The 11715-nt window shown below is 44.3% G+C and carries 13 protein-coding genes; 3 read left to right on the plus strand and 10 right to left on the minus strand.

Features of this window, described 5'->3' with window-relative positions:
* Nucleotides 1–14 precede the first annotated feature (14 nt).
* A complete protein-coding gene (locus A8C56_RS01810) occupies nucleotides 15–824 on the plus strand; it encodes a 1,4-dihydroxy-6-naphthoate synthase (protein ID WP_067751257.1) in 810 nt (269 codons plus the stop codon).
* On the opposite strand, the gene A8C56_RS01815 is transcribed toward A8C56_RS01810, so the two are convergent.
* The 10 genes from A8C56_RS01815 to A8C56_RS01860 all read right to left on the minus strand — a co-directional run bounded on the left by A8C56_RS01815 (nucleotide 821) and on the right by A8C56_RS01860 (nucleotide 9145).
* A complete protein-coding gene (locus A8C56_RS01815; RefSeq protein WP_067751259.1) occupies nucleotides 821–1642 on the minus strand; it encodes an aminotransferase class IV in 822 nt (273 codons plus the stop codon). The two genes, A8C56_RS01810 and A8C56_RS01815, sit on opposite strands and share 4 nt — an antisense overlap.
* A gap of 21 nt (nucleotides 1643–1663) precedes the next feature.
* Nucleotides 1664–2083, minus strand: coding sequence for a DUF4296 domain-containing protein (locus tag A8C56_RS01820; RefSeq protein ID WP_067751261.1), 420 nt, complete (start codon nucleotides 2081–2083; stop codon nucleotides 1664–1666).
* Entirely contained in the window at nucleotides 2080–3291 is a 1212-nt protein-coding gene (gene coaBC, locus A8C56_RS01825; RefSeq protein WP_067751264.1) for a bifunctional phosphopantothenoylcysteine decarboxylase/phosphopantothenate--cysteine ligase CoaBC, read from the minus strand. Before coaBC ends, A8C56_RS01820 begins: the two co-directional genes overlap by 4 nt.
* A gap of 264 nt (nucleotides 3292–3555) precedes the next feature.
* Nucleotides 3556–3897: a DNA-directed RNA polymerase subunit omega gene (locus tag A8C56_RS01830; protein WP_067751266.1), complete on the minus strand. Its 342-nt coding sequence runs from the start codon at nucleotides 3895–3897 to the stop codon at nucleotides 3556–3558.
* A complete protein-coding gene (locus tag A8C56_RS01835; RefSeq protein ID WP_067751269.1) occupies nucleotides 3872–4633 on the minus strand; it encodes an outer membrane protein assembly factor BamD in 762 nt (253 codons plus the stop codon). The genes A8C56_RS01830 and A8C56_RS01835 overlap by 26 nt, the downstream gene beginning before the upstream one ends.
* Nucleotides 4634–4789: 156 nt before the next feature.
* Nucleotides 4790–5593 (minus strand): uroporphyrinogen-III synthase, encoded by an 804-nt coding sequence (locus A8C56_RS01840; RefSeq protein WP_067751271.1) that lies wholly within the window; start codon nucleotides 5591–5593, stop codon nucleotides 4790–4792.
* A gap of 35 nt (nucleotides 5594–5628) precedes the next feature.
* Nucleotides 5629–7035 carry a DUF4271 domain-containing protein gene (locus A8C56_RS01845; protein WP_084489928.1) on the minus strand — a complete coding sequence of 469 codons (1407 nt, stop codon included), beginning with the start codon at nucleotides 7033–7035 and terminating at the stop codon, nucleotides 5629–5631.
* 220 nt (nucleotides 7036–7255) lie between these two features.
* Nucleotides 7256–7600 (minus strand): translation initiation factor, encoded by a 345-nt coding sequence (locus A8C56_RS01850; protein WP_067751277.1) that lies wholly within the window; start codon nucleotides 7598–7600, stop codon nucleotides 7256–7258.
* An 86-nt stretch (nucleotides 7601–7686) separates the two neighbouring features.
* Nucleotides 7687–8544, minus strand: coding sequence for a carboxylating nicotinate-nucleotide diphosphorylase (gene nadC / locus A8C56_RS01855; RefSeq protein WP_067751280.1), 858 nt, complete (start codon nucleotides 8542–8544; stop codon nucleotides 7687–7689).
* Nucleotides 8545–8752: 208 nt separating this feature from the next.
* The gene (locus A8C56_RS01860; protein WP_084489930.1) at nucleotides 8753–9145 is read right to left on the minus strand and encodes a DUF4783 domain-containing protein; all 393 of its coding nucleotides are present in this window, start codon (nucleotides 9143–9145) and stop codon (nucleotides 8753–8755) included.
* A 226-nt stretch (nucleotides 9146–9371) separates the two neighbouring features.
* Between A8C56_RS01860 and gpmI the strand changes: the two genes are divergently transcribed.
* Together gpmI and A8C56_RS01870 are read left to right on the plus strand one after the other, a co-directional pair.
* Complete coding sequence (gene gpmI, locus A8C56_RS01865; RefSeq protein ID WP_067751282.1) at nucleotides 9372–10913, plus strand: 2,3-bisphosphoglycerate-independent phosphoglycerate mutase; 1542 nt, start codon at nucleotides 9372–9374, stop codon at nucleotides 10911–10913.
* Between the two features lie 134 nt (nucleotides 10914–11047).
* Nucleotides 11048–11536 carry a heme-binding domain-containing protein gene (locus A8C56_RS01870; RefSeq protein WP_067751285.1) on the plus strand — a complete coding sequence of 163 codons (489 nt, stop codon included), beginning with the start codon at nucleotides 11048–11050 and terminating at the stop codon, nucleotides 11534–11536.
* Nucleotides 11537–11715: the final 179 nt, after the last annotated feature.

The raw sequence follows: 11715 nt of genomic DNA on the forward strand, positions 1-11715 counted from the left end.
TCTATAACAGAAACATGATGCTTAGAATTGGATTTTCTCCCTGTCCGAATGATACATTTATTTTTGATGCCTTGGTAAACGGGAAGATCGATACGGAAGACCTGGAATTTGAACCGGTGCTTGAGGATGTGGAAACATTGAACCGCTGGGCCCTGAAAGGAGAGCTGGATATTACAAAACTGAGCTTTCCTGCTTATTTTAAAACAACCGGTCAGTATGAGCTGTTGAATGCCGGAAGCGCTTTAGGCAAGGGCGTAGGCCCCCTGCTGGTTAGCAACAGCAATAAAAAATTCACAGAGGAAGAAGTAAACAATGCCCGTATTTTGCTGCCGGGGATCAATACGACGGCCCACCTGCTTTTCAGCTTTGCTTATCCGAACGCTAAAAACAAATTTTTTGGTGTTTTTCATGAAATAGAAGACGCCGTTGCAAGCGGCAAAGCCGACCTGGGGGTTATTATTCATGAGAACCGGTTTACTTATCAGGATAAAGGATTGTTTAAAGTAAGAGACCTGGGCGAATACTGGGAGCAGGAAATGAAAGTGCCGATCCCGCTGGGAGGTATTGTAATCAAAAAGGAGCTAGGCAGGGGACTGTATAATGAAGTGAACGCTTATATTGTTGAAAGCCTTCAGTATTCGTTCAAAAATTATCCCGCAATATCAGATTACGTTAAAACGAACGCGCAGGCCATGAGTGAAGAGGTGATGCGCAAGCATATTGATCTGTACGTAAATAATTACAGCCTGGACCTGGGTGAGGATGGCCATAAGGCAGTAGCCACACTGGCAGAGATCCATAAAAAGATTGCGCCTGCCCCTTAGGGAAATAAATGGGAAAGGTGTTGCTGTAAAAGTGCCTGTGTTTGTTGCGTGCGGTAAAGGGCTCCCTGGAAAGATTGTACGCTGCGGATGCCCCTGAGCGCATTGGTCAGGAACAGCTCCTCGGCATTTTTGAGATCATCGGTCGTGCAGGGCTGCTGTACTATCAAAGGCGCATTGTTCAAAAGATAAGATCGGAAAACACCTTCCACACAACCTTCGTTAACAGGAGGGGTAAAAAGCTGTCCGTCCCTGATCCAGAAGATATTGGATATAACAGATTCTATAAGGCGGCCGTACGTATTCAGGATAATGACATCATCCAGCTGCTGGGCAGCGCAGTATTGTGCCGCGCGGCTGTAGATAAAGCCACTGGCCAGCTTCAGGCCGGAATAGGGAGAAATCTCTTTACGGATGGCATCGAATACCCCAAGAAACAGGCCGGCACTCCTGGTAACAGCAGGCGGCGGAAAAGCGTCTGCCTCAATCAGGTAATGCAATGCCTTATTTTCAAACAGTGTTCCGTCTCCGTGTGAAAATGACAGGCGCACCCTGGCGCTGTTATTGCACCGGTTCAGCGCGCACAGCTCCAGCAATTTTTCAAAAACAAGATCAATAGTGACGTTATCTGGCAGCGTATAGTTTAGCAGTGCCAGGCTTTTTACGATCCTTTTTTTATGATAGGCTTTGAGCGGTATATGAGATTGATGTACTCTTAATGTTTCAAAAAAACCATCGCCGTAACGGTAGCTTTTATTGCCGGCGCTGATGACCGGCTGATCCGAATTGAAGAAAGTTCCGTTAAAACATAACCATTTCATGGATGCATGCTGTTTAGACGGCTATTGCGGATGAATCCTTGATGGAAGTCCCGGCTTAATAGAAGGGTCAGGCTGAGCAGCTCTTGCTGAATCAAAGGCTTTAGCCTCCCCGGGAGGTAGTTTTTTCCTGGTTTGCTGTACATTAATAGAATCCAGCAGGGCGGCAAAAACATCGGGTTTGCGCTGATAATAGTCCAGGCTTTTATCGAACTGCTCTTTTGTTATATTATGCAGCGTAAAGATCTTGCGCAGTACTTCCTGGTTAATAGCAGCATGGTTCAACTGAGGATAGCGGTAATACACATAACTGTTTACAAATTCGCTTCCCTTTGCAATATCCCACAGCACTGCTTCCATTTTTTCTTCGGATAAAACACCTTTTGGCCGGCCGCAGGCGGCTACCAGTAAAAAACAGATAGCTGATAACAGTATTTTTTTCATATTGCTGGGAAGCCGGTTTTTAAAATGGTATCTATAATATCACGTGCTACGGCTGTTTTAGGTTTTGATTCAAAAGGGAATTGAGCACCGTCCTTTGAATAGATCGTTATTTTGTTGGTGTCTGCACCAAATGCTGCCCCGTCATTCAGAGAGTTCATTACAATATAATCTGCATTTTTTTTCCTGAGTTTTTCCAGCGCATTGGAGGCTTCATTATGAGTTTCCAGGGCAAATCCCAGTACAATCTGGCGGTCTGTTTTAAGATGTCCCAACCGGGCAAGGATGTCTTTGGTTTTTACAAGGTGCAATTCCGGAGCCCCTTTTTCTTTTTTTATTTTTTCGGTGCTTACCTGCTCCGGCCTGTAATCTGCTACAGCAGCAGCCATCAGGGCAATATCTGTTGTGCTGAAATGGTTTATGCAGGCGTTATACATTTCCTCGGCAGAGGTCACTTTTATAACCGTCATACCGGAAAGATCTTCCTTAAGGATCTCCGGTGCGGGGCCTAATATCAGCACCACGTCTGCGCCCCGGTTACGGCATTCTGCTGCAAGGGTATACCCCATTTTTCCGGAAGAGCGGTTGCCGATATACCTTACGGGGTCAATAGCTTCCTGCGTGGGGCCGGCGGTAATTAAGATCTTTTTTCCTGTAAGATCCGTTTTTGCGGTTGCGCTAAAAAAGGCGTCTATCTGACGGATGATATTTTCCGGCTCTTCCATTCTTCCTTCCCCGATAAGACCGCTTGCCAGCTCTCCATGACTGGGAGAAAGGATGCTATGCCCGAAAGACCGTATCTGTTCCATATTCTTTTGCGTGGCAGGGTGTTTCCACATGTCTTCATCCATAGCGGGTGCAACCATTACGGGGCAGGTTGCAGAAAGATAAACCGATAACAGCAGGTTATCACAGTGCCCGTTGGCCATTTTAGCAAGGGTATTGCAGCTCAGCGGGGCGATCAGTAACAGGTCCGCCCACCGGCCCAGCGCCACATGGTTGGCCCAGGTATTGCCGGTGGCCATATCTGTAAGCACTTCATTCCTGGAAAGCGTGGCCAGCACCAGCGGCGAAACAAAATCTTTCGCGGCAGGCGTCATGATTATTTTTACGGCGGCCTTTTCTTTAACCAGCAGCCGCACCAGGTGCACGATCTTGTAAGCAGCAATGCTGCCACTGATACCGATTGCTATTTTTTTGCCTGCTAACATTTGTCAAAAATACGGTTTCGGAGCTGAATGACGACCTGTTCAACAACCGGCCCTGGGAGGATACATAAATCTGCAAAATATTTTATCAGATGCGTGAATGGCGCCAAATGACGCTTATTGGTGTTCCGATAGCCGGGCGAATAAACCCTTTTGATGCCGATTACAGTAAAAAATCAATTGATGCATCCGCCCTCCAACACAGCCTGCAAATAAAAACCACAGCTAATACCTGTTAGCTGTGGCTGAATTCAATAAAAAAAATAACTAGCTGAACAGCTCGTCTTCCGCTTTGCGGTAATAGATTTTATCATCTAAAAATTCCTGGGTAGCTAAAAGCGCGGGATTGGGCATTCTTTCATATGCTCTTGAAATTTCAATCTGCTCTTTGTTTTCATGAATTTCTTCCAACGTATCTGTATGGCTGGCAAATTCATCCAGTTTATTGTGCAACTCTTCCTTAATGGAAATATTGATCTGGTTGGCTCTTTTAGCAATAATGGAAATAGACTCGTAAATATTACCGGTCTTGTTCTTTATTTCCTGCAGGCTTTTGGTTTCAACACTGCTGGGTGTGCCTACACTAAGATGCCTTCTTAATTTGCTCATTATGACTTAATTTTTGTATTTGTGAAGTTGATAATTGGGAATATCTTTCAATATCGGCTTTATACTTGCTGTCCGGGAAGCGATCCAGGAATTCCCTGCAGGCCGTTAGCACATCATTATAGCGCTCCGTTTTTTTATCCATTACGCTGCCTTCTGCAAAAAGAAAATAGGATTTTACAGACATCAGCTTGTATTCATCTGCGCTCTGGGATTCGGGGAAGTTATCAAGCAACGTGGCAAAGGTTACTCCTGCAGCCCTGTAGTACCCCATATCATAATACAGCTTTGCGCTTTTGTAATCCTTTATTTCACGCTTTTTCTGCAGCTCTTCCAGAATGCGGTTGGCTTCCCCTAGCCTTACGGAATTGGGATGGGTGTTCACAAACGTCTGCATTGCGCCTATAGCTTTGAACGTATTGCTTTGATCCAGTTCCGGCTTGGGCGATTGCAGGTAAAAGATATAGGCCCTCATGTATTCCATTTCTTCATACTTGGGGCTGTTGGGAAAACTTTCCAGAAAGGTTTTGAAATAGTTTTCAGCCATTGTGTAATCCTTCTGATAATAGGCTGAGTAGGCATATTTGTAATAGATATCCTGGTATTGAGGAGTGGTCTTGTAATAAGGCAGGATATCATCAAACACTAACTGTGCTTTATTATATTTCTTTTTAGCATAAAAGCCTTCGGCCATTTTCAGCTTATACGCAGGATCTTTGCTCTTCAAAATCTTATTCATACCCGGCCCGCAGGATGACAATAGAAATAAGCTAAAAATAATGATGAAAAATCTCATAAAGTGTGCAAAGTTAACTATAACCCTGCAAATATTCATAAAAACCTTGCCCACCCAAAAAATGAGTAGTTAAGTTTTTGATAAAGACCGGTTACCGGGCTATTTTTGGTTAACAGATGACAAAAACTGATCCAGTGCAGTGATCATGCTGGGGCTTTGGGGAGACGGCGCTACAATGGCGGGTTTTAAACCGGCCTTAAGGGCAGCATCTTTGGTATTGTCTCCAAATGTGCCAATAACTACTTTTTCCTGTTTGAATTCCGGAAAATTGTCAAACCAGCTCTTAATGCCGCTTGGAGTAAAAAAGCATAAGATATCAAATTGCTTATTTCCAAGGGATTGCTTTACATCATTGCTGCGGGTGCGGTACATAAAAGCCAGGTCAAAAGCGCAATCATGTTGCTTTAACCAACTGGTTATTATATTATCTTGTTGATTTTCAGAGCAAACATACAGAAAGTTGAGGTTTTCTTTGTGTTTGTTGATAACGTCCAGCAAGCTTTTGTTGCTGCCATCAGCGCCATAGAATACTTTTCTTTTACGGTAAAGGATAAATTTTTGCAGGTAAAGAGCTACGGCTTCTGTTATACAGAAATATTTGGTGTCCTGGGAAACGCTTACCTTCATTTCATCACAGGTTCTGAAGAAATGGTCGATGGCATTCCTGCTGGTAAAAATAACTCCTGTATAATTAGCGATATTAATTTTTTGCCGCCTGAAGTCTTTTCCTGAAATGGCTTCCAGCGCGATCAGCGCCTCAAATTCCAGTGTAACTCCATGTTTTTTTTCAAGGTCAAAATAGGGCGACTTTTCGGTCTTAGGTCTTGGCTGGCTGATGAGTATGTTTTGTACTTTTCCAGCTTCGCGTTTTGATACGGGTTTTGTTGCTAAGTTACTTGACATTAATTCTCCTAAATTGGGTGCAAAGGTACACTATTCTAGGTTAAAAAAAGTAAAATAAACCGGTAGATTACAAATACGGGTAAGAGCTCAAACGCAACGAAATATAAAAGGAAATGAAACAGGCTTACCCGGTTATTTTTCTGTACCATCTGTAGGGTTACAAAAAAACGGTACAGGAACAAAGCGGCTATCACCAGCCAGCTCAGCGTCCATATAATGGTTTTTATGCCGGTTCCGCCTAATGCGGCTATTACAATAACCGGCAGCAGGAAGAGCGTAATGATCTTGTTTACAAGGAATATGAGGAAGATATAGGCATCTGTAAGATTTTGTATGTTGAACAGCCATCCGCATAGCTTCAGCAGGAAGAATTTTGCAAGATAGACACAGGCAACCAGAATAACAGCAGCGCAGAAGATCTGCCATAAGGGATGGTCCAGCTTCCGGAAAGTGAATTGCTGGGTCAGCAGGGTAAGATAAAATCCCGCCACCAGCGTAAACAGGATATTGAACAGAAAAGAAGGTAACGTGTTCTGGCTCAGCTGTTGCTGCAGTTGTCGCTGTTTCAGGGTGCGTTTAAAGAACAGAGTGGTAAGATCATCAAAATACTTGGAGAAAGCCGTTTTGAAACCGGCAAATAACAACAAAATACCGGCGAGTGTATAAAAATAAAGCTCTTTGCCGGGCCGCTCCGCTTTTTTGCTGTAAGGCGTAATAACCGGCGGCGCAGCCATGGCAAAATAGGGATGACCGCTAAGGATCTTCCAGGTAAGCTGATAATTACGTATTAATACAGCCAGTTGTCTTCGTTTTTGAAGGCTGTCTGCAACTGCAGCGTTGATCCGGGCAGTGTCAGAAGGGTGTGCCGCGGCTAAAGCCGTTTTGCGGAGGCTGTCGGCTTTTGCCAGTGAATCCCTTTTTATGGGATTATGACGGATAGGATGAGCGGCTTTTTTTACAGTACCTGAATCCTGCCGGGAAACTCCGGGTTTGGGAGTTATCAGGGGTTTTAGTAGTTTCTTTGCCGCTAAAGAATCCTTCTTTTGACCCGGCTTTAAGACCGTTTTTTTTACAGGAGTTTTTAATGCGTGTTTTGCTGTGTCCTTCTTTTGCTCAGCTGGTTTTTGTTGTAGTACATTGTGCTTTGCTGCCGGCTGTGTTTGTTTGGATGGCTGACCCGTTTTTTTTGCGGCAGGCTTTGTAGTGTCCTTTTGCTCAGCAGGTTTGCGCTGTACGGCCTTCTCCTGTATTGTAGGCTTCTTCTGCTGTGGGGGCCGGGTGGGCTGCTTTTGACCGGTTGCCTTTGCCCCGGTTTTTTTTTGCAGTGGTTTTGCCTGGGTGCGTATTGCCTGTGGCTTCGGCCTGGAGCTGTCATTGGTTTGTGCCTGCAGGCCGTTTATATGGACCAGTATAAAAAACAATATGGTAAAGAAACGAGTCAAAATAGCGCTGCCTTTGCTGCAAAAATAATATGCCTGTCCTAATAAAGCTGAAAAAGATACTGCTAGTTAAAGCCCTATGAAGTTTTTCCACAGCACAAAGCAAACTTCATAAGGCTCTTAATTTTCAAACAGGAATGAACTGTTAAACAAAATATATCTGTCTGTAGTTCCGAAGCATTTGAAATACAAACAACCGGGGCAATGAGTATAAAAACGGGGATCAGCCCCCGCTTTTTTTTGTTTGTGTATAGCCGTTTTTGTGCAGCCATTGTAACAGTTTCTCGCGGTGCTCTCCCTGTATAATGATCTCCCCGTCCTTTGCAGAACCGCCTGTTCCGCAAAAGGTTTTCAGCTTTTTTGCCAGTTCCTGCAGCGCTTCGTCATCCCCCGTAAAGCCCGTTACAATACTTGCGGTTTTTCCGCCCCGGTGTTTTGTTTCCAACTGGATGCGCAGCCGCTGCTGCTGTGGGGGCAGTGTTTCCTGCTGGTCTGTTTCCGGCTGAAAGCGGAAATCAGGATTAGTACTGTAAACAAACCCCTGCTGATCTGATTTATTTTTTGCCATTATTTTTATTTGTATTAAAAACTTTTAACCAGTGCTTTTTATAAATAAATCGTTTTAAACCTTAATACTGAAACCTGGAACATTAATTACACTTTTGCCTTCAGGCTGAGGTCAAGACTTTGCGCCTGGTGAATCAACGCCCCCACACTTACAAAGTCCACACCTGTAGCGGCATAGCTTTCAATCGTGTCCAGGTTAATACCGCCGCTGGCCTCGGTTTCAAACTGCCCTCCGATCAGCTGCACTGCTTCGGTCATCAGTCCGGGCGTAAAATTATCGAGCATGATGCGCAATACTTTCCCTTTTCCTGTTTCCAGTACCCTGCGCACATCTTCCAGGGTCCTGGTTTCCACTTCTATGGAAATATTCAGGTGATGTTCCTGTACAAACCGGTAAGCTTTTTCGATGGCTTTTTCAATGCCCCCGGCATAATCAATATGATTATCCTTCAGCATGATCATATCATAAAGACCAAAACGATGGTTTATCCCGCCTCCGATGCGTACCGCTTCTTTTTCCAGCAGGCGAAAATTGGGTGTGGTCTTGCGCGTGTCCAGCAGCCGGGTCTTGTACCCCTGTAGCCGGTCTGTATACTTGCGGGTAAGCGTGGCAATGCCGCTCATGCGTTGCATGCAATTCAACAGCAAGCGTTCGCATTGCAGAATGGTATGCTCCAGCGCTTCCACCTCAAAAGCAACGGCGCCGGCTTTCATGGTATCGCCATCCTTCATAAAAGGAGTAAAGTGGCTATCGGGCTCTTTCAGCTTCAAGATCTTTTCTGCTACCTGCACGCCTGCCAGCACCCCATCCTGCTTTATTTTTAAGACCGCCCTGCCCTTTGCAGCAGGGTCAATACAGCTTTGAGTAGAATAATCACCGCTGCCGATATCTTCCTGTAAAGCTTCTTTAATAAGATGTGCTAATTTTTCATCAAATTGTTCCATCCTGTAAAAATAAAGGAGGTTGTATCAAAAGTTACTATTGTCTTGCTGAATTTATTTCAGCATCTAAAAGAAGCTATGATTGCCAATAGATTCTGAACCAGGTTCAGAACGACATTACGTCCTAAAATGACTTTTGATACAGCTTTGTAAAAATGAACAGCCTCTTATTGCAAGAGGCTGTTTTTATCATTAAATTTTCATAGAAATCTTATTCAATCAGCTGGAAGCGCAATTCTTTAATGACTTCGCCGCCTTTTTCCTTGCGCATAAAAATATTTACACGGTAGCTGCCACCGGAAGTTTGCAGGGTACCAATGGCATAATTTCCATTGGGCGCGCTTCCTTTATGTTTCAGATCAAATCCCTTTACTGTATTTTTCTGAAAAAAATCTTTCAGTGCCTTTTCTGCCTGTGCCTTATTATAAGTGCTGCTTTTATCGGCAACGGTCAGTTGCATGTTATCTCCGATGCTACCGGAAAGCTGGCTGGTATTGCCGGATTTTAACCCGCTGATAACCCCATCAATACTTTGCGCATGTAAACCCGTGACTGCTAAAAATGCCACCAGTGCGACAACTGACAATCGTAATAAATGTTTCATTGTATAAATTAAGTTTTATTGCTTTTTCTGCCGACCTTATCACGAATATATAAAAAAACCGGTTTCAGTTCATTGCTGCTCTCAATATGAATCAAAATGCAATAAATAGCAACTTTTAAACTTTTATTGTTGCACATTATTTTAACTTTACTGCCGCTGTTATTCCAACCTGTTAAAGTTGAATAGCCACAGATAGTCTGAATTTTTAACTCAAACACAATAGTTCATGTCACAGAAAAGAGCAATTTTACTAATAATGGACGGCTGGGGATTAGGGAAAGTTGCATCAGCAGATGCCATCCAGAATGCAAACGTACCTTTCACCAGATCATTATATACCAGGTATCCCAACACAACCTTAACCACTTTTGGGGAACTGGTAGGTTTACCGGAAGGCCAGATGGGCAATTCTGAAGTAGGCCACCTGAATCTGGGCGCCGGGCGCATTGTATATCAGGAACTACAGCGCATTAACGTAGCTGTTAAAACAGGAGAGCTGGCTGCTAACAGGGAATTATTGAGGGCTATTAACCATGCAAAAGAAAACAGCAAACCCTTACACCTGTTAGGCCTTGTAAGCGATGGCGGCGTGCACTCGCACATCAATCACCTGAAATCCCTAATAAACATTTGTAAGGATAACGGGCTGCGGCAGGTATACATCCATGCGTTTACTGACGGAAGGGATACAGATCCCAAAAGCGGGCTGGGCTTTATAGAAGATCTGCAGCAGCACCTGGACGCTGCAGGCATTGGAAAAATAGCCACGGTAGACGGGCGCTATTATGCAATGGATCGTGACAAGCGCTGGGAACGCGTGCAACTGGCTTATGATGCAATGGTGAACGGAAAAGGAGAAACAGCTCATTCTGCTGTTGAAGCAATAAAGAACAGCTATGCCAAAGATATTACTGATGAGTTTATAAAGCCAACGGTGATCCTGGATGCCGGCAATAACCCGGTGGCAACGATCAAAGACGGGGATGTGGTGCTTTGCTTTAATTTCCGAACAGACCGCTGCCGCGAGATTACGGAGGTGCTGACACAGCAGGACCATCCTGATTATAACATGCACACACTGGATCTTGATTATACAACCATGACAGTATATGATCACACATTTAAAAATGTACATGTATTATTCCATAACGAGGACCTGACCAATACGATCGGCGAAGTTATTGAGGCCAGCCACCTGAAGCAGATCCGTATTGCGGAAACAGAAAAATACCCGCATGTTACCTTTTTTTTTAGCGGCGGAAGGGAAAAACCCTTTGAAGGAGAAAGCCGTATTTTAAAACCTTCTCCCAAAGTAGCCACTTATGATCTGCAGCCGGAAATGAGCGCTGAGGACTTAACAGCGGCCATTCTTCCGGAGATTCATAATAAAACGGCAGATTTTATTGTGCTGAACTTTGCAAATACGGATATGGTGGGCCATACCGGGGTATTTGCCGCAGCAATAAAGGCAGCAGAAACCGTTGATTATTGTGTAGAGCAGATCGTAACGGAAGCCCTGAAGCAGGATTATGTTATTTTCCTGACTGCGGATCATGGAAACTCTGATTACCTGATCAATGAAGACGGCAGCCCCAATACCGCACATACCATGAACCCCGTTCCGTTTTTTATTATTGATAACAACTGGAAGGGCACTATAAAAGAAGGAAAGCTGGGCGATATTGCACCAACCATCCTTACCTTTATGCACCTGCCCATTCCAAAAGAAATGACCGGCGATGTGCTGGTGGATAAAGATTCGGTATAGTAATATACAGGCCCGGAAAATTTTTGTCCGGCAAACAGCGTGAGAAGTAAAAAGGAATGGAAAATATACAGCTCCTGCAGTTTAGTTTGCTTCTCACGTTTTTCTTTTTATTCACATAACGGCGATGCTGTATTATGATAAAGAAAATAGTCTTCTGTTTCCTGGTGATCCTGATTGCCATTCAGTTTATCCGGCCGGTAAAGAATATACATCCCGGCAGGCAACCCAATGCTGTTGCTTCAAAATACCCGGTGCCGGCCGCCCTGGATGCGATCCTTAAAAAAGCCTGCTATGACTGCCACAGCAATAACACCGTATACCCGTGGTACAACCGTATTCAGCCGGTCTATTGGGTAATGGATAACCACGTAAGAAATGGCAAGCGGCACCTGAATTTTGACGAGTTTACCAGCCTGCCGGCGTGGAGGCAATACCATAAGCTGGATGAAATCATTGAACAGGTAAAGGAAAACAATATGCCGCTGGAATCCTATACCTGGATCCATAAAGATGCGGTCTTAAGAGATGCGGAAAAAACAGCCGTTTATGACTGGGTGAACACCGCGAAGACCGCAATGGAGCAGCAATACCCGAAAGATAGTTTAATACGACCAAAGAAATAGCCGCTGTACGAAATAATTATTGAAGAGTAACAAAAGGTAGTTTCATACAGGGTTTCTTATCGGTGCTGCCTGTCCTGAAGCCGGACGGACAAAATCATCTGAAAGCGGGGCGTGTGGTACAACTATTTTTCTCCCAACCGATATTACAGGCAGCAACATACCAGCGGCGGATTACCTGA

Source organism: Niabella ginsenosidivorans (assembly GCF_001654455.1).
Taxonomy (GTDB): Bacteria; Bacteroidota; Bacteroidia; order Chitinophagales; family Chitinophagaceae; genus Niabella; species Niabella ginsenosidivorans.

Coding starts and splice junctions, on each gene's coding strand:
- A8C56_RS01810 (WP_067751257.1), top strand. CDS start 15: ATGATGCTTAGAATTGGATTTTCTCCCTGTCCGAATGATACATTTATT.
- A8C56_RS01815 (WP_067751259.1), bottom strand. CDS start 1,642: ATGAAATGGTTATGTTTTAACGGAACTTTCTTCAATTCGGATCAGCCG.
- A8C56_RS01820 (WP_067751261.1), bottom strand. CDS start 2,083: ATGAAAAAAATACTGTTATCAGCTATCTGTTTTTTACTGGTAGCCGCC.
- coaBC (WP_067751264.1), bottom strand. CDS start 3,291: ATGTTAGCAGGCAAAAAAATAGCAATCGGTATCAGTGGCAGCATTGCT.
- A8C56_RS01830 (WP_067751266.1), bottom strand. CDS start 3,897: ATGAGCAAATTAAGAAGGCATCTTAGTGTAGGCACACCCAGCAGTGTT.
- A8C56_RS01835 (WP_067751269.1), bottom strand. CDS start 4,633: ATGAATAAGATTTTGAAGAGCAAAGATCCTGCGTATAAGCTGAAAATG.
- A8C56_RS01840 (WP_067751271.1), bottom strand. CDS start 5,593: ATGTCAAGTAACTTAGCAACAAAACCCGTATCAAAACGCGAAGCTGGA.
- A8C56_RS01850 (WP_067751277.1), bottom strand. CDS start 7,600: ATGGCAAAAAATAAATCAGATCAGCAGGGGTTTGTTTACAGTACTAAT.
- nadC (WP_067751280.1), bottom strand. CDS start 8,544: ATGGAACAATTTGATGAAAAATTAGCACATCTTATTAAAGAAGCTTTA.
- A8C56_RS01860 (WP_084489930.1), bottom strand. CDS start 9,145: ATGAAACATTTATTACGATTGTCAGTTGTCGCACTGGTGGCATTTTTA.
- gpmI (WP_067751282.1), top strand. CDS start 9,372: ATGTCACAGAAAAGAGCAATTTTACTAATAATGGACGGCTGGGGATTA.
- A8C56_RS01870 (WP_067751285.1), top strand. CDS start 11,048: ATGATAAAGAAAATAGTCTTCTGTTTCCTGGTGATCCTGATTGCCATT.